Origin of the sequence: Gordoniibacillus kamchatkensis (assembly GCF_000829455.1) — a bacterium.
GTDB lineage: Bacteria > Bacillota > Bacilli > Paenibacillales > NBRC-103111 > Gordoniibacillus > Gordoniibacillus kamchatkensis.
This window is the reverse complement of sequence record NZ_JXAK01000047.1, coordinates 42,023-58,242: the sequence shown is the minus strand read 5'-3', so window position 1 is coordinate 58,242 and position 16,220 is coordinate 42,023. Positions and strand designations below refer to the sequence as shown.

20 protein-coding genes are annotated in these 16,220 nt (G+C 54.1%); 17 read left to right on the top strand and 3 right to left on the bottom strand.

Annotated features, from left to right (window positions below; genetic code table 11):
- A partial coding sequence (locus SD70_RS23300) for an NAD(P)H-hydrate epimerase (protein ID WP_082053600.1) occupies window positions 1-786 on the bottom strand: 786 nt, incomplete at its 3' end.
- A gap of 246 nt (window positions 787-1,032) precedes the next feature.
- On the opposite strand from SD70_RS23300, the gene SD70_RS23295 reads away from it, so the two are divergent.
- The 6 genes from SD70_RS23295 to SD70_RS23270 all read left to right on the top strand — a co-directional run bounded on the left by SD70_RS23295 (window position 1,033) and on the right by SD70_RS23270 (window position 6,411).
- Entirely contained in the window at window positions 1,033-2,718 is a 1,686-nt protein-coding gene (locus SD70_RS23295; RefSeq protein ID WP_197081121.1) for a sensor histidine kinase, read from the top strand.
- A complete protein-coding gene (locus SD70_RS23290) occupies window positions 2,699-2,896 on the top strand; it encodes an aspartyl-phosphate phosphatase Spo0E family protein (protein WP_041050151.1) in 198 nt (65 codons plus the stop codon). The genes SD70_RS23295 and SD70_RS23290 overlap by 20 nt, the downstream gene beginning before the upstream one ends.
- Window positions 2,897-3,197: 301 nt before the next feature.
- The gene (locus tag SD70_RS23285) at window positions 3,198-4,169 is read left to right on the top strand and encodes an aldo/keto reductase (RefSeq protein WP_041050150.1); all 972 of its coding nucleotides are present in this window, start codon (window positions 3,198-3,200) and stop codon (window positions 4,167-4,169) included.
- A gap of 37 nt (window positions 4,170-4,206) precedes the next feature.
- Window positions 4,207-5,094, top strand: coding sequence for an MFS transporter (locus tag SD70_RS38480; protein WP_041050148.1), 888 nt, complete (start codon window positions 4,207-4,209; stop codon window positions 5,092-5,094).
- Window positions 4,995-5,459, top strand: a complete 465-nt coding sequence (locus SD70_RS23275) for an MFS transporter (protein ID WP_231571451.1) — start codon at window positions 4,995-4,997, stop codon at window positions 5,457-5,459. Before SD70_RS38480 ends, SD70_RS23275 begins: the two co-directional genes overlap by 100 nt.
- A gap of 13 nt (window positions 5,460-5,472) precedes the next feature.
- Complete coding sequence (locus SD70_RS23270; protein ID WP_041050145.1) at window positions 5,473-6,411, top strand: aldo/keto reductase family protein; 939 nt, start codon at window positions 5,473-5,475, stop codon at window positions 6,409-6,411.
- Between the two features lie 61 nt (window positions 6,412-6,472).
- Here the strand turns inward: SD70_RS23270 and SD70_RS23265 are convergent, their stop codons facing one another.
- Window positions 6,473-7,324, bottom strand: a complete 852-nt coding sequence (locus SD70_RS23265) for a helix-turn-helix transcriptional regulator (RefSeq protein WP_041050144.1) — start codon at window positions 7,322-7,324, stop codon at window positions 6,473-6,475.
- A 238-nt stretch (window positions 7,325-7,562) separates the two neighbouring features.
- Here SD70_RS23265 and SD70_RS38475 point away from each other — a divergent pair, with 238 nt between their 5' ends.
- The 11 genes from SD70_RS38475 (at window position 7,563) to SD70_RS23225 (ending at window position 15,239) form a co-directional block, all read left to right on the top strand.
- Window positions 7,563-8,234 carry a hypothetical protein gene (locus tag SD70_RS38475; protein WP_231571449.1) on the top strand — a complete coding sequence of 224 codons (672 nt, stop codon included), beginning with the start codon at window positions 7,563-7,565 and terminating at the stop codon, window positions 8,232-8,234.
- 5 nt (window positions 8,235-8,239) lie between these two features.
- Window positions 8,240-8,527: a hypothetical protein gene (locus SD70_RS38470; RefSeq protein WP_231571447.1), complete on the top strand. Its 288-nt coding sequence runs from the start codon at window positions 8,240-8,242 to the stop codon at window positions 8,525-8,527.
- A gap of 36 nt (window positions 8,528-8,563) precedes the next feature.
- A complete protein-coding gene (locus SD70_RS23255; protein WP_041050166.1) occupies window positions 8,564-9,460 on the top strand; it encodes a carbohydrate ABC transporter permease in 897 nt (298 codons plus the stop codon).
- Between the two features lie 83 nt (window positions 9,461-9,543).
- Window positions 9,544-9,675 carry a hypothetical protein gene (locus tag SD70_RS39410; protein ID WP_269432516.1) on the top strand — a complete coding sequence of 44 codons (132 nt, stop codon included), beginning with the start codon at window positions 9,544-9,546 and terminating at the stop codon, window positions 9,673-9,675.
- 73 nt (window positions 9,676-9,748) lie between these two features.
- Complete coding sequence (locus SD70_RS23250; RefSeq protein ID WP_041050142.1) at window positions 9,749-11,269, top strand: extracellular solute-binding protein; 1,521 nt, start codon at window positions 9,749-9,751, stop codon at window positions 11,267-11,269.
- Between the two features lie 25 nt (window positions 11,270-11,294).
- On the top strand, window positions 11,295-12,158 hold the full coding sequence (locus SD70_RS23245) for a phytanoyl-CoA dioxygenase family protein (protein ID WP_041050140.1): 864 nt from the start codon (window positions 11,295-11,297) through the stop codon (window positions 12,156-12,158).
- A gap of 24 nt (window positions 12,159-12,182) precedes the next feature.
- Window positions 12,183-12,305 carry a hypothetical protein gene (locus SD70_RS39405; RefSeq protein WP_269432515.1) on the top strand — a complete coding sequence of 41 codons (123 nt, stop codon included), beginning with the start codon at window positions 12,183-12,185 and terminating at the stop codon, window positions 12,303-12,305.
- Window positions 12,306-12,373: 68 nt separating this feature from the next.
- Entirely contained in the window at window positions 12,374-13,594 is a 1,221-nt protein-coding gene (locus SD70_RS23240) for a HEAT repeat domain-containing protein (protein ID WP_231571445.1), read from the top strand.
- Window positions 13,595-13,971: 377 nt separating this feature from the next.
- Window positions 13,972-14,388 (top strand): SRPBCC family protein, encoded by a 417-nt coding sequence (locus SD70_RS23235; RefSeq protein WP_156158153.1) that lies wholly within the window; start codon window positions 13,972-13,974, stop codon window positions 14,386-14,388.
- An 85-nt stretch (window positions 14,389-14,473) separates the two neighbouring features.
- On the top strand, window positions 14,474-14,899 hold the full coding sequence (locus tag SD70_RS23230; RefSeq protein ID WP_041050138.1) for an SRPBCC family protein: 426 nt from the start codon (window positions 14,474-14,476) through the stop codon (window positions 14,897-14,899).
- Window positions 14,862-15,239: an ArsR/SmtB family transcription factor gene (locus SD70_RS23225; RefSeq protein WP_052487793.1), complete on the top strand. Its 378-nt coding sequence runs from the start codon at window positions 14,862-14,864 to the stop codon at window positions 15,237-15,239. Before SD70_RS23230 ends, SD70_RS23225 begins: the two co-directional genes overlap by 38 nt.
- Window positions 15,240-15,417: 178 nt before the next feature.
- Here the strand turns inward: SD70_RS23225 and SD70_RS23220 are convergent, their stop codons facing one another.
- On the bottom strand, window positions 15,418-16,158 hold the full coding sequence (locus SD70_RS23220; protein WP_052487792.1) for an MFS transporter: 741 nt from the start codon (window positions 16,156-16,158) through the stop codon (window positions 15,418-15,420).
- Window positions 16,159-16,220: the final 62 nt, after the last annotated feature.

Genomic DNA, 16,220 nt, shown 5'->3' with positions numbered 1-16,220 from the left:
GTAACGCTGCCCGCCATCTCCGCGCCGGGGTACAGCGCGAGCCCCCGCTTCATGAACGCGAGCGCCACCGTGCGCGCTGCGCGGATGCACGGCTCGCGCGTCGAGACGGAACGTCCGCACGTCGTGCGCTTCCGCCAGCCAAGCGGGGATGCCGATCGGTGCGACGGTAACGCTGCCCGCCATCTCCGCGCCGGGGTACAGCGCGAGCCCCCGCTTCATGAACGCGAGCGCCACCGTGCGCGCTGCGCGGATGCACGGCTCGCGCACGGCGCCGGTGTCAGCGTCGAGGCCGCTCGGGATGTCCGCAGCGACGATCGGCAGGCCGATCGCATTGGCTTCGCGAATGAGCGCAGCGTATGGCTCGCGCGGAGCTCCCTGCGTCCCTGTGCCGAGCAGCGCGTCGATCACGCCGTCATATGCGCGCCAATCGATCGCGCCCGGCGCGAAGACGCTCGCCGCGATGCCGAAGCGAGCCGCCGCATCGCGCTGCAGCGCGGCATCGCCGGCCAGCCGCTCCGGCGGCTCGGCGTAGACGACCGCCGCTTCCGCTCCCGCCTCGCGCAAGTGCCGCGCGGCGACGAGGCCGTCGCCTCCGTTGTTGCCTTTGCCGGCGAGCACGAGCCAGCGCGCCGCACGGCCGCGCACGCCAAGCTGCGCGCTCATGGCGATGGCGGCTTCGGCGATGGCCCGCCCGGCATTTTCCATCAGCACAAGTGCGGGCAGGCCGATCGTATCGATCGTATGCCGGTCGAGCTGCCGCATTTCCTCAGCCGTGACGAGGTGCATCATCAATTCCCCTTTCTGCCAAAGGCGTCGTCTTTTAGCATCAATGTAACGCAGCGCCAAGCTGCCTGCAAGCAGGAAATATGCGAAAAAATGTCGAAATAAGGGGAGGAGCAACTCGAACAGATGGTGGTGGTAGCACCCGAAATGAAACTTCTCGCCAATATTCCGTTGAAAACGACGATTTTGTTCATAGCGATCCTTGTTGTTTTGAACAGTCTCTATTTTGTTCACTCCAAGGACATTCTAATGAACAGCCAGCAAAATAAAATGTCACTGTTGTTCAAAAGTGTGAAAGCCACCATCGAGCAAGCCGCGGCGGGGGAAAAATTTGTCGAGAACCTGCTCGGAGAACGGCTGCGGGCCGCCGCCATAGCCGCCCGGAAAGAGCTCGACCCGGACATTGACAAAGTGACGAACGAGCAATTAATCAAGCTCAGCCAATCGCTCGGAGTGGACGGCATTACGTTGTTCGCCCGCGTCGGCGACGATATTGTCGGACTGAAATCGTCCGAGCCGAAAGAGATCAACCTCAGCTCCAAAAACTGGGACACGAACTTTGTCGCTTTCCAGCAGCTCTTTGACTTGCAGCCGGTGAGCGTCGGCATGGGGCAGACGCTGCCGCATTTTTGGAGCGGCCCGATGGATACGGCAACTTCCAATCCGAGCGTCATTAACAAGTGGGGCTATTATTACGACGGAACGACTAACTATTTGATCGATCCTTTCCTGCACGATACGAGTTTCCGCAGCTACCAAAATATTACAGGGGTGGAAGATGCGATTAGGCGGATTGCCGACGAAAATCAAGGAATCGCTCTCGAAATATCGGTGCTGAACTCCGATAAACTTCTTGGGCGCGCAATTCCCGAGAAGCATCCGACCCCCAACGATTGGTATTCGGCGCGGGAAGTTCTTTTCGGCAGCTATCAATACCGCGATCCGAAAGAGCGCGATTATGCAGCGGCCGCCCTAAGCGGCAATAAGACGGTATTCTATCTTGCCGAGGCGAACGGGAAGTCGGTGATGAAGAGCTTTACTCCTATCACTACAGAAGACTATCTCAAATACCATCCCCAAGGTTCACCGCTCTTGATCGAAATCGCTTCCGATCTCGGAGAAGTGAACAAGACGCTTCGGCATCAGCTTTTGCAGACGGCCGTATTCATGGCATGTTGCACGGTTGTCATCATCGCGCTAATGGTGTTGATTCTTTGGTTTTTCCGCAAAAACAAAGAGAACGCTTTGAAGAACGTGCAGGACGCGTATTTGGCCAACATCAACGAGCTGTTCCAGTCCATTCGCGAGCAGCGGCACGATTTTATCAATCATATCCAAACCATTCACGCTTTTCTGCAATTGAAACGGTACGACGATCTGCAAAAATATACAAACGCTCTGGTCGGCGAAATAAGAGCGGTCGGAGAATTGGTGAACATCCGCGATCCGGCGCTCATCGCTCTCATGCAGGCCAAGCTGTCGCAAGCCGAATCCAGGGGCGTCCGGCTCGATTACGAATTCGCTCATATGGATCAGCTGCAGCTAAGTCCGGTGCGGTCAACGGACGCGGTGAAAATCCTCAGCAACTTGATTGACAATGCTTTCGATGCGACATGCGAGCTCGACCCGGAGCGCCGCTTCGTTAAAGTCCGGGGAGCAGCCCGGAGCGGGCAAATCCAGTTCAGCGTCGCCAATACCGGGGCATGTATTCCCAAAGAGCGGCAAAGCGACATTTTCAAGTCGGGCTATTCCACCAAAGGCACCGGCAGGAATTCGGGGTTAGGACTGCATATCGTCAAGCAGCTGGCGAACCGTTACAAAGGTTCCATTCAAGTAAAAAGCGGAGACGGAATTACGGAATTTAGTGTGACATTAATGATGAGTCCGACGAGCAGTCATATCCATCAGGCAGCAGGTGAGCAAGCTGGACGATAAACAATTATGCCGCGTAATCGAGCAATTGAGACAAGAGCTGCTGGAAGCGGTGCAGCGGGTCGATTACAATTTTCAGAACGCTCGCGTCCTCGAAATAAGCGAGATGCTGGATCGCTACATTGCCAATTACACGCGATTGCAGTCGAAAATGTCTCACAGCTTCAACAAGATGAGCTAGGGCCCGCCTTGGCTCCTCTTTTTTTGCTGCATCAGAAAGTATCAGCTGCGCCAATACTCAGGCTGATTCCGCTGCTAGGCGTTAAGCTGGAGGAGTAATGGTGAACAACGCGCCTAACGTCGCACAGCCAGCTTAACGCCGGATAACGCGCTCGTCCAAGGACGGCGTAGAGCCGTTTCCTCTTGCCGGGTACTTACCCTGAGGTAATTAGGTTGGCTTGTTGTAAGCTCTTACACGAATTCGGATTCGATTTTATAATGAAAGAGTTCGATATAAACATAAGTGACGGAGGGTAGCGGCCATGGAATATCGCACACTCGGCAAAACGGGGCTCAAAGTGTCCGAAATCGGTTACGGCGCCTGGGGCATCGGCAAGAGCAGCTGGATCGGCGCAAGCGACGACGAATCGCTTCGCGCGCTGCACAAATCGATCGATCTGGGGCTTACTTTTATCGATACCGCCCTTGTTTACGGCAACGGCCACAGCGAAAAGCTGGTCGGCCAGGTGGTGCGGGAGCGTCCGGAGAGGATAGCCGTCGCCACGAAAATTCCGGCCAAAAACTATCAGTGGCCGGCGCGTCCCGGCGTCCCTGCGGAGGAGACGTTCCCGGCGGAGCATGTGATCGCGTGCACGGAGCAAAGCTTGCGCAATTTGGGGCTGGACACGATCGACGTGCAGCAGTTCCACGTCTGGAACGACGACTGGGTAGGACAGGGAGATTGGCTCGAAGCGGTGCGCAAGCTGAAGGAGCAAGGGAAAATCCGCTTTTTCGGCGTGTCGATCAACGATCATCAGCCGTCCAACGCGATCAAGCTGATCCGTACCGGGGTCGTAGATACGGTGCAGGTGATCTACAACATTTTCGACCAAAGTCCCGAGGATGAGCTGTTCCCGGCTTGCCTTGAGCATAACGTCGGGGTCATCGTTCGCGTGCCCTTCGACGAAGGCGGCTTGACCGGACGGATCGATGAGACGACATCGTTCCCGGCGGGCGATTTCCGCAACGATTACTTCCGCGGCGACCGCAAGCGCGAGATCGCCGAACGGAATCGGGCGATCGCCGGCGACCTGGGCGTCGGCCTCGACCGGCTGCCCGAGGTGGCGCTGCGGTTCGTGCTCAGCCATCCGGCGGTGTCGACCGTCATTCCGGGGATGCGCACCATCCGCAACGTCGAGAGCAACTGCGCCGCCAGCGACGGAACGAGGCTAAGCGACGAGCAGCTTCGCTTGCTGCGGAGGCACCGCTGGGTCCGCAATTTCTACGAAGGCTAACGTGCGGCGAATGGCCCGATAGGAGAGAATCGCGCTTATGAATGATCATCGCAGAAATTATGCGCTCTTGTTTATGGATACCGTTCTGTTTGTGAATGCGATGACATTCTTGTCGGTCAATGCCGTCATTACGTATTTTTTGGCCACTTTGGGGGCGGATACGTTCGAGATCGGCCTGGTCAACGCCCTCGTGTCGATCGGCTCGTTCGTCAGCCAGCCGTTCTTCGCCAAAAAGGTGATGAATTTGTCGCACAAGGCGAAGACGTTCGTGAAAATCCTGTTCATTCAAAGGATCATTTTCCTGGCATTCGTCCTGACGATACCGCTGATCGCCGAATCGCACCCGAAGCTGATGGTCGTGCTGTTCCTCGTGTGCTGGGCGGTGTTCAACCTGTTCGTCGGATCGTACGGGCCGTTCTTCATGAGCCTGTTCGCCAAATTCGTCGCGGAGCGCGCGCGGGGCCGGCTGCGCGGCTTCAGCAACGGTGCGGGGAGCTTTTTGGCGCTCGGCTCCTCCGCTCTGTGCGGCGTCATTTTGAGCGAGGTGCCGTATCCTTACAATTACACGCTCATTTTTGCGATCGGCGTCGTCCTGCTGCTGCTGGACGTGCTGACGTTCGTGCTGATGAAAGAAATCGAGCCGGATGCGGTGACGAAGGTCGACTTCAATTATTTTCAATATTTCAAGGCGATTCCGGCGATGTTTCGCGAATTCAAGGCGTACGGGCGCACGGTCATCGGCTTCTCGTTCACCGTGGCGGCGCAAGCGGACTGGCGTATTACGCGCTTTATGCGGTGCGGATGTTTGCGGCCGGCAGCACGGACATCGCACTGTTCACGGCCATTACGGGACTGGCCAACATTACGGGCAGCGTTCTCTTCGGCATTTTGGCGGACCGCATCGGGCATCGGCCCGTTCTTGTGATGGCTTCGGGGGCAGGGGGGCTGGCTTGTTTGCTGATCGTCCTGTTTCCGAGCCTGTGGACCGTTTACGCCGCCTTCGCCTTGACGAACTTATGCGTAATCGGCTACAACCTCAGCAGCGGCATTCTCATTCTCGAGCAAATTCCGCGCGAGCGTCTGCCGATGGGCATCAGCGTCAACGCGATGATCACCTTGTGCGTCAGCTCGATCGTGACGATCGGCGGCAGCTGGCTGGCGGACCATATCTCGTTCGTAGCGGTGTTTCTGATCGCCGGCTTGTCCGGCCTTGCCGGGGCCGTCATTATCCGCAGCGGAGCGGGTAAAGCGGCGGACGCCGCGGGCGATTCCATCAAACTAGAAACTTAAGGAGGCAATAATCATGCAATATCGCAAATTAGGCAAAACAGGCTTGAAGGTGAGCGAAATCAGCTTGGGCAGCTGGCTTACTTACGGCGGCTACGTAGAGCAGGACAACGCGGCGAAGTCGATTCACAAGGCGTACGAGCTCGGCATCAACTTCTTCGATACGGCCAACGTATACGAGCGCGGAGCCGCCGAGAAAGTGGTCGGGGAGGCGCTGAAGGCATATCCGCGCGATTCCTATGTGCTGGCGACCAAAGTATTTTGGCCGATGGGCGACGGTCCCAACGACCGCGGCTTGTCGCGCAAGCACGTGATGGAGCAGTGCCACGCCAGCTTGAAGCGGCTCGGCACCGACTACGTCGACATTTACTACTGCCACCGCTTCGACCCGGAGACTCCGGTCGAGGAAACGCTGCGGACGATCGACGATCTGGTGCGCCAGGGCAAAATCCTGTACGTCGGCGTCAGCGAGTGGACCGCCGTGCAGATGGCCGAAGCGCTGGCTGTCGCAGATAAATATTTGCTGGATCGCATCGTGGTCAATCAGCCGGTGTACAATATGTTCAACCGCTATATCGAGAAGGACGTCATCCCGCTGGGCGAGGCGAAAGGTATCGGCCAAGTCGTGTTCTCGCCGCTCGCGCAAGGGCTGCTCAGCGGCAAATACAAGTCCGTCACCGATATCCCGCAAGATAGCCGCGCCGCCAAGCTGGAGAACATGCGCAAAGGGATAACGGCGGAGAAGATCGAGAAGGTCGGCAAGCTGTCGGCCGTCGCCGATGAGCTGGGCATCACGGTCGGCCAGCTCGCCCTCGCCTGGATCTTGCGCCAGCCGAACATCGCCAGCGCCCTGGTCGGCGCCAGCCGTCCGGAGCAAGTCGAGGAGAACGCCAAAGCTTCGGGCATCGTGCTGCCGCCGGAAGTGCTGGAGCGGATCGAGGGCATTCTCGGGTAATGCAATAATGACGCGCAAGGACTTCGTTCCTTGCGCGTCTTTTTTTTTTTCTGCAATTACCTCAAGAGGATCTGGAGCGGAAGCGGGAAGGGCTGATGCCGTAATAGTCGGTGAACTGCCGGGAAAAGTAGTGGATGGAATCGTATCCAAGCTGCTCCGCCACGGAAGTGATGGATTGGTTGTTTTCCTTCAGCAGGGCCGCCGCCTTCCTCATTCGGACTTTGAGCAAATACTGCTTCGGCGTCATCCCGGTTTCCTGCTTGAACAAATGATAGAAGTGCGACTTCTCCAAGCCGCATTTCTGGCACCACCTTTCGAGCCCTAGCCACGATTCGGGGTGGTGCTCCATCTCCTCGATAATTTTGACGATGCGCTTGTCCGTAGGCTGGGGGCCGGCCACGCTGTCGTACCAGCGCAAAATGAACGCATACATCAGGCTGCCCGCGGCTTGTTCGGCATAATGTTTGGCTTCCGTCGCTTTCACGATCTGGATCACAAATTCCTGCAAATAGGGCAGCGACGCCAGAGACGACGATGTGGGAAGCAGCTCGAGCTCCGGGCATTCCTCGACTTTGGTCAAGAGCCGCCGCTCCAAAGGATTCGGCGGATAAACGAGATGAGGAGCGTAAGCATCGGGACGCGACCAGAAATCGCAGTAAATATTAATCGACCTCGTCGGCTCTTCCAGGCGGTAATGGAAAGAGTGGGGGATGCCGGGACGTATAAAAATGAGCGTCCCTTTTTCCGTTTCGTAGAACGTGTCGTCGACCATGACGCGCCCCCTGCCCTCGGTAAACAAATGAAATGCGTACGAATAACCGGTTCTGCGGCTTTCGCCCGGATGGTTATGGTAAAACCACGGGTGAGCCATGCGAACGTAAGGCGAAATTTCGGCGAGAAGTTTCGTTGTCAACGCCCCCTACATAAAACGGAATTTTATGCAAAAAAGTGGAATGGACAACAAATACGCGAAATCGCGGAAATGGTACGATAGTGCTCAAGAAATAAGGGCAAGGGAGTGGTCGTAGAGGTGTCGGAACGGCGGATAGGCGCTGAGCTGTCCATTATACATAACCTATGACAGCGGAAACGATGGTATGAAACAGGCAGTCTTCCTTCGAGTCGAGTTTATCAAAAAAAGGAGGCATGTGATGGCACATCATCCGACGCTAATGAAAGCGCATACAGGCGCAGCCGTCGGCCAGGCGAAGCGGGAGGCTTTCAGGGCGGTCATGAAACATTGGGAACTCTATTTGGTCATATCCGTGCCCGCTATCTTTCTTGTCGTTTTCAATTACATCCCCATGCTGGGCGCGCAAATTGCTTTCAAGGATTACAATCCGATGCAAGGAATTTGGGGGAGCCCCTGGATCGGGTTTAAACAATTTGAGCTGTTTTTTAAATCCCCGTTTTTCTGGCCGGTCATCCGCAATACGTTAAGCATCAGCTTCTATTATTTGGCCGTCAGCATTCCGGCCACCATTATTTTGGCCTTGGCGCTAAACGAAGTGAAAAATCAACGATTCAAAAAGCTTGTACAGATGTTTACTTATGCGCCCTACTTTATATCTACCGTCGTATTGGTAGGGATGATGGACATCCTTCTTGCGCCGGATTCGGGGTTATGGGGCCAAATTTTCCATCTCTTCGGTGTGCAAAAGGTACCGAACGTTTTAGGCAATCCTTCCGCGTTCTCCTCCTTGTACGTATGGTCGAGCATTTGGCAGGAAACCGGCTATGGCGCCGTCATTTACTTGGCTGCACTTTCGAACGTCAATCCCGAGTCTACGAGGCCGCGAAAATTGACGGGGCAAGCCGGCTGAAAAAGATGAGATATATCGACCTTCCGGCGATTATGCCTACGATCATCGTCCTGTTTATTCTCAGCCTCGGCAATGTGCTGGGAGTCGGATTCGAAAAAGCGTTCCTGCTGCAAAATCCGTTAAACTTGAGCACGTCCGAAATTATTTCCACCTATGTGTACAAAATCGGCCTGGTCAATTCCGATTTCAGCTTTTCCGTCGCGGTGGGGCTGTTTAATTCCATAGTCGGATTCGTGCTGGTGTTCGGCTCCAACATGCTGTCGCGCAAATTTTCCGGAACCAGCCTATTCTAAAAGGATGGTGAGAACGCCGTGAACCGCTACAGTCCGATGGGATCCGCCATTCGCGAGTCGTTATCCGATCGATGGCTGCTCATCTCGCTCTATATTTTCCTCAGCATCATCTTCCTGTTGGTCGCTTATCCGATCGTTTATATCCTCAGCTCTTCCTTCAGCTCCGCTTCCGCCGTCATCGGGGGCAAAGTGTGGCTGTGGCCTGTGCAACCTACCATTTTCGGATATGAAGCTGTATTCCATTATTCGACGGTGTGGAGCGGATATCTGAATTCCATCATTTACGTCATCGCAGGCAGTTTGCTCAGCGTTACCTTAAGCATTATGTTCGCCTACCCGCTTTCGATAAAAACGTTTTACGGCAGGAGCCTCTTCATATGGGCGCTTCTGTTTGCCATGATGTTCAGCGGAGGCCTTATACCATACTACCTCGTCGTCAAATCGCTCGGCCTTATCGGTACCAGGTGGGCCATCATTTTGCCCTCCGCCCTGAATATATTTTCCGTCATTATCGCCAAAACCTTTTTCCAATCGACGATTTCCAAAGAGCTGTACGAAGCTTCGCAGCTCGACGGGTGCCGGGACACCGCATTTTTAGTGCGCGTCGTTCTTCCTTTGTCCAAACCGATTATCGCGGTCTTGCTCATGTGGTCGGCCGTTTTCCAATGGAATTCTTACTTCAACGCCCTGATCTTTCTCGATAACGAAGATTTGTTTCCATTGCAGCTCATCCTGCGCGAGATCCTGGTGCTGAATCAGGCTTCGATGTCGGCGATGACGATGACGCCCGAGGAACTCAAGCGGTTTGAGGATATGAAAACGCTGCTCAAATATTCCGTCATTATCGTCTCTTCCGTTCCCATGCTGCTTCTGTATCCGCTCGCCCAAAAATATTTCGTAAAGGGGGTCATGATCGGTTCGGTCAAGGAATAGGCGGAGACTGGCGCATCGTTTTGCAGATTCCGCTTACAGGTTCGTGTCAACGTACGATCATTTTGAAAGGGAGGTTCATGCCCATGTATCCCCGAGCTACGAAACGAATGATTGTCGGCATGATGTCCATGTTGTGCGCCGCTATCCTGCTGCTTTCCGCTTGCCAAGAGCCCGGCGAACGGGAACGCCGGCTCCGGATCGGCCTCAACGGATAAACCTGCGGACAAAAATTCTGCGGCGCTGATAACGATCTCCTTGTTTGCCCACGCGCCGTCGGATGTGATCAGCTTGTCCACCAATGCGTTCACGAAATTCGCCGAGCAAAAATTCAACATGAAAATCAACTGGGTGGAAGCGCCGGCAAGCGATTATCAAGCCAAGCAAGCTTTGCTGCTGCAAAGCGGGAACTATCCCGACGCGTTCTGGAACGGCTCTTTCTCGACTGCGGACATTTTAAAGTACTCGAAACAGGGAATTATTAAACCGCTTAGCAAAGACATGCTGCAGAAATACGCCCCGAACGTATGGAAGGTGCTTCAGGAAGACCAGAAATTGAGCAGCATCGCCCAGGCGCCGGACGGCAATTACTACGGCTTGCCTGCCTACAACTATTGCCAGCACTGCGATTTTTCGTCCAAACTTTGGATCAATACGAATTTGCTGCAGAAATTCAACCTGCAAATGCCGACTACGACAGACGAGTTCGAGCACGTGCTGGAAGTATTCAAGCAGAACGGCCTCATTCCGATGACAGGCGCCGTCCGAACGGATGGATGGCACTCCGACCCGACTCCGTTCCTCATGAACTCCTTCGCTTACAATGTCGACACCAACAATGCGAACGATTACCTCGCCCTGCAGAACGGCAAGGTGACGTTTTCCGCAATTACGCCGGAATGGAAGCAAGGCCTCCAATATATGAACAGACTTTATAAAAAAGGATTGATCGATCCGCAAGCGTTCAGCCAAAAGATGGATAACGTCAAGAAAGCGGTGGCCCAGGGCAAGGTAGGCGTATTCGCTCAAGGCAACTCGGGCGGCGTTCTGGACGGCGGCACGCAAAACAAAGATTTCGGAGCATGGAGAACCGTTGCGCCGCTCAAAGGGCCGGGCGGGATGCATTATGCCGCCTTCTACGGCAACGGCTTCGGCAGCCTGCAGTTCGTTGTAACGAACAAAGCCAAGGACGAGCAAGTTGCCAAATTGCTGGAGTTCATCAATTACATCTACACGCCGGAAGGGACGGAGACGCTCGATTTCGGACCGGAAGGGAAGTATTGGACGAAGGCGAAGCCGGGAGATAAGGGGCTGTGCGGAGGCCCGGCCTTGTTCGCCACCGATTCCGACAAATTTTACGCCGGCGACTCCAGACAGAACGAAGGCTGGAACCAAATGGGCCCCATGTTCCAGTCGAAAGAGTTCCGCTGCGGCTTTGTGCTGGCGGTGCCGCCGTTCTCGCCGAAAGGTCTGGAGGAGACGCTTCTGTACGAGACGGAAAAAAATTACGTGGGCAATCAGCCGAAAGAGGTGTATCCGAACGCTTCCTGGATCGATCCCGCCAAAACGCAGCAGTATGCGCTGGCCAGCACGAATATCAACAAATATGTCCAGCAATGGACCGTGCAATTCATCGTAGGCGACAAGTCGATCGACCAGAACTGGGACGAATACGTGAAGGGCGTGCAAAATCTCGGCTTGCAGGATTATTTGGACACGACCCAGCAAGCCATGAAAAAACCGTTCGATACGTATGTGGAATATGACAAGCCGGATGAGAGCATCGTCAATTTCCTCGCTTCTTTGAAGTAATCCGCAGCGAATGGGGCGAATATCGATGGAATTCAACCAAATGCAGGGCAGCTTGACGAAGGAGCAGCTCGACTTTTATCATACCGAAGGCTATTTGGTGCTTGAGGGCCTTCTGGACGAGGAAGATTTGCGGCCGGCTCGGGAAGCGATGGAAACGAAAGTGTCGCAAATCGCCGATGAGCTGTATGCCGCTGGCGTCATTAGCGACAAGAGGGAAGCCAGCCCGTTCCGATACCGTCTTGCCGAGCTGTTTCGAGGGCTGACCGATCAAGAATTTTTGAAATACGGGAGGAGCTGGCGCGACCGGCTTCCCGGCTACTTTCACCTCATGAGCAACAGCAAAATTTTGGATGCGGTAGCATCGCTGATCGGCGGCGAAATTTTCGCCAATCCGGTGTACAACGTGCGGCCCAAGGTGCCGGGGGTAGCGGCCGGAGCAGTGCCTTGGCACCAGGACAAATCGTATTGGCCCGACGCCAATTCCAATCCGGTCATCACCGTCTGGATTCCGCTCGTCGATGCGACGGAGCGGAACGGATGCCTGCATATCAAGCCGAGGACCCATAAGAAGAAGCTGCTCAAGTGGCATCGTGAAACGTACACCGGCACGGGATATACGGCGCTGAAGGAGGAGCAGCTCGGGCCTACCGAAACGGTGGCTTTGCCGGTGAAGGCGGGGACCGCGATTTTGTTCAACGACCGCTGCCTGCATATGTCGACGGCCAACAATTCGGATGAGGTGCGGTGGAGCGTCGATCTTCGCTATCAGCCGACGGATCAGGATCCGATGGCGAATCACGGCGTCGGCTTTCTGGCGCGAAGCAGGCTGCGTCCAGACAAGGTCGCGACTTTGGAAGATTGGCTGCAGGAGCGGCCGGAGCATACGTGAATCAAATCAGGAGGGGATGCGGACGTGAAGGGCGGCAAGCCAGTGCTGTTAACGGATGAGCAGATGAGGCTGTTTATAACGCAGGGCTATCTGATTTTGAAAACGGTTTACGGGTCGAGTTTCACCGCAAGCTTACGGATCAATTGAAAGAGATTTACGATAAGGAAGGGAATCCCGGGAACAATCTTCTCCCGCGTATCCGGGAGCTGCAGAAAGTGTTCGACGACCCGGTCATCACGGGGGCGCTGACGAGCGTTCTGGGGCCGAATTATATGCTTCATGCCCATCGGCACGGGCACTACAACGCCGTACCTGTTCCCGGGGGATGGCATAAAGACAGCTATTGGGGCTACAAGCGGATGCGCAATCACCACCCGTGGTGGGCGATGATTATGTATTTTCCGCAAAATACGCCCAAAGAGCTGGGCCCTACGGGAGTCATGCCGGGAACGCCCTATTACGAGACGCGCACGTTCGCCGCCGACGAGACGCCGGACGAGGCGCTGGCGAGTGGCGAAGCGGGCACGTTCGCTTTGATCCATTACGATATTTGGCACCGGTCCACGCCGAATTTGCTCGGGCAGCCGCGGTATATGCTGAAATTCGAATTTATGCGGACGGCTGCACCCGCGGAGCCTAGCTGGAGCAATGAAGTGCGGGAATGGCAGCCGCCAGCCGGCCTCTCGTCATCCATTTACCGGCAGGAGGCGCTGTGGGAGGAGAACTGGAACTGGTTGTGCGGCAGCATGGGAAGTCTGGCCGGGACGGCGCCGGACGAGGAGGAGAGCGTCCGGGAGCTGGCTCGCGAGCTGGAAAATCCGTTTGAGCCTGCGGCGCTGCATGCCGCTTACGAGCTGGCGCGCCGGGGGCGGAAAGGGACGGATGCGCTGCTGCAAGGAATCCGGCATGAGAGCGTGGCGGTATCCCGCGTATCGGCATACGGGCTATCCGCCGCCGGCAAAGAGGCGGTGCAGGGGTTAATAGACGCCTTGAGCGACGAGCGGGCGGAGACGGCCGTCCACGCCGCGTTCGCGCTCGGCGAGCAGAGGCAGCTGGCGGCGGAAGCGACACCCAGGCTAGCGGCTTTGCTGGATCATCCGTCCGAGGAAGTGCGGCGGTCGGCCGTCGAAGCGTTGGGGCTTATCGCGGCACCGGTTGACCTTGCAGTAGCGGGATTGATCCGGGCGCTCGGCGATGCCGACGTACAGGTCCGGTTTACGGCAGGGTTATCGCTGTGCCGGATCGGGGCTCCCGCGCAGGCGGCGGTTCCGCATCTGGAAGCGGCTCTGGACGACGAAAACCGGTACGTCCGCGCGCATGCCGCAGAAGCGCTTCGCTATATCGGGACCGATCAGGCGAAAGATGTGCTGATCAAATCGTTGTTCAACACCCGCTGGTGCTCGTCGACAACGCCGGCCAGCACCTTTTATCCGTAAGCCCCGCAGCTGCGGTCATATTCCGGAGATTTCGCCTCTCCTGAGCAAATCATTCCGCCGGAAGGGGAGCTGCATTTATCGTATATTGAAACCGGGCTTGGCTTGAACGCCGGGCCCGGTTTTTATTCGTCTATTCCGATACGGAAGTTGCAAGAGAATACATATCCTAATATTTCCAACCCGGTGGTATAATGTGGGAAGCAACAAAATCACAGTGAGGGGGCCCGGAGTCGGGCGCTATCAGTGATTTAAACAAATAGAATCGGTTAACGTGTATAAAATAAATTATTATTGACACGAAACAAAAAGGTGTTACAATCAAAAAAAACAACACCAAATGGTGTTACATTTTGGTTTGGAGGTGTATAAAGCAACAGATGAAATTGCAGAATATAAGAAAAAGGGTTTTAATCATTGCCCCAGTCGAAAAAGTTTGGAAAGCTATTTCGACCGCAGAAGGCATTGCTTCTTGGTGGAAGCCGAACACATTCAAACCTGTCATAGGCCATGAGTTTACTATTCGTGGAGGGGAATTTGGTGATTTACCTTGTAAGGTAACGAAAATTTCTTCCCTAAAAAATCGTTTCGGTCAGGTCTGTTTTGACTGGGGTAAGGATTGGCATCTTGCATTTATCGTCATCAGATTCAATGCGGTAACGGAGTTCAAATTAGTTCATTCTGGTTGGGATACAGAAAAAGTCACAGAATTTGGACAACCACACTCATTGGTTTATGAACTCATGAACAACAATTGGGAGAAAGTTGTTGAACAGAAACTACCGTCAATGATGTAGAGTGAAAATTCGCTTGACGTGAAACCAAATGGTGTTATGATAAAATCAACACCAAATGGTGTTATAAAAAATTGGAGGTATTCAAATGCAAACACAAGAAACATTAACGGAAATTCGTAAAACAGTCGTGCTTAATGCACCGATCGAAAAAGTGTGGAGAGCTGTCGCAACCGCAGAAGGTATTGCTTCATGGTGGATGCCAAGTACTTTTGAACCCGTATTGGGAAAGGAATTTATACTTCACGCGGGTGACTTCGGCGATTCGCCTTGTAAAGTAACGGAACTCGATCCGAAAAACCGTGTCGGCTTTGATTTCGGCAAGGATTGGCACATTACGTTCGAACTCCAGGACCTTGGAGAAAATAAAACGGAGTTCACCTTAATTCATTCTGGTTGGGATGCAAACAAACAAACAGAGTTCGGACAACCACACACGATGGTTCGTGGAATTATGGATGGCGGGTGGGAGAAAATTGTCAAAGAAAAACTCCCTTCAGTCATCGAAGGATAAATTGGGTGTTACCGAACCTCAACATGACGTATTTCAGGCAATCGCAGATTCTACACGACGTAGTTTGTTGAAATTGCTTGCTGAGGCTGACAAAGAAATGTCCATTACCGCAATTACAGAACATTTCCCAATAAGCCGCACAGGTATTAATAAACATCTGCAAGTTCTCTCTGAGGCAGGTCTTGTCAGCAGCCGTAAAGTTGGAAGAGAAACCCGGTATAAAATTCAGCCAGACCCATTAACTGAACTAAAGCAATGGCTTTCCTTCTTTGAACAGTATTGGGAAACTAAACTGTCGGCACTTAAGGAATTCCTCGAAACAGACGAAAGGGAGACGTGAACGTCTCTCTTTCAGTTCATAAGCTTGCAATCACCTATGTCAGCAGGAATGCCCTGGCAATCACGAGAGCGCGGGTTAGCTGAAACAAACTTTTTATTTTTAATAATGACGTCATCAAACTAAATAGTTCATGAATCCGTTTCACGACAAATCGGACAGGGGAATTTGCGGGCGGATCTCATTTCGATTTTCCCCCTGCGGCAGCGATAAATCCGGCCATTACCAATGTCGGACCCGTCCCGAAACGTCCATTTATTTTTCGCGCAACCATCGCACCGAGAAGCACTCCGACTCCGCTAGCGCTGTACACGGTGCCGATTTTGTCCGAACTGATTTGCAAATTGTGTACGGCGGGCAAAACAAACACCGCAAATACGATATTCCAAGATAAATTCCATATCATGGCGCATCTCGTAAGCGCTAATATGTTCGGTTCGTTCCATATGAAGCGAAATGCGTCCGCAAGCGATCGCCACATATTCGTCTGTTTTCTATCAGAGTCTATATCCCGGATTTCATTGCTGCGGATGCCGGCCATGGCGAATACCGAGAAGAGGAAGGTCACCGAAGTAATCATAATCGAAAATGGAGCCGTAAGTGTTTGAGCAAGAAAACCCGCAAGTCCGGGTCCTGCAATTTGAGCGGCTGACCTGCTCGTCTCCAGCTTGCTGTTCCCTTCGATCAGTCGGCCTGTTTCAATAAGACTCGGTAAGAAGGACTGATAAGCAATATCGAAAAAAACCATACACACTCCAACGATAAATGCGACGACATAAAGCAATCCGAAATTCAGATGGCCGAGCCACAGTGACACCGGAATTAATGCGAGGAAGAACGCCCTAAGGAAATTTGCCGTGATAAGGATGGGGAGTTTTTTTCCCTCGTCCACCCATACCCCGGCAAATAAACCGAATAGCAAGTAAGCACGTACTCGAAAGCACCCAGGGCCCCCATTTGGCCGGCATCAGCTCCCAGAAAGAT

Coding starts and splice junctions, on each gene's coding strand:
- SD70_RS38470 (WP_231571447.1), top strand. CDS start 8,240: ATGAGATATATCGACCTTCCGGCGATTATGCCTACGATCATCGTCCTG.
- SD70_RS23270 (WP_041050145.1), top strand. CDS start 5,473: ATGCAATATCGCAAATTAGGCAAAACAGGCTTGAAGGTGAGCGAAATC.
- SD70_RS38475 (WP_231571449.1), top strand. CDS start 7,563: ATGGCACATCATCCGACGCTAATGAAAGCGCATACAGGCGCAGCCGTC.
- SD70_RS23285 (WP_041050150.1), top strand. CDS start 3,198: ATGGAATATCGCACACTCGGCAAAACGGGGCTCAAAGTGTCCGAAATC.
- SD70_RS23235 (WP_156158153.1), top strand. CDS start 13,972: ATGAAATTGCAGAATATAAGAAAAAGGGTTTTAATCATTGCCCCAGTC.
- SD70_RS23245 (WP_041050140.1), top strand. CDS start 11,295: ATGGAATTCAACCAAATGCAGGGCAGCTTGACGAAGGAGCAGCTCGAC.
- SD70_RS39410 (WP_269432516.1), top strand. CDS start 9,544: ATGTATCCCCGAGCTACGAAACGAATGATTGTCGGCATGATGTCCATG.
- SD70_RS23230 (WP_041050138.1), top strand. CDS start 14,474: ATGCAAACACAAGAAACATTAACGGAAATTCGTAAAACAGTCGTGCTT.
- SD70_RS38480 (WP_041050148.1), top strand. CDS start 4,207: ATGAATGATCATCGCAGAAATTATGCGCTCTTGTTTATGGATACCGTT.
- SD70_RS23255 (WP_041050166.1), top strand. CDS start 8,564: ATGGGATCCGCCATTCGCGAGTCGTTATCCGATCGATGGCTGCTCATC.
- SD70_RS23295 (WP_197081121.1), top strand. CDS start 1,033: ATGAACAGCCAGCAAAATAAAATGTCACTGTTGTTCAAAAGTGTGAAA.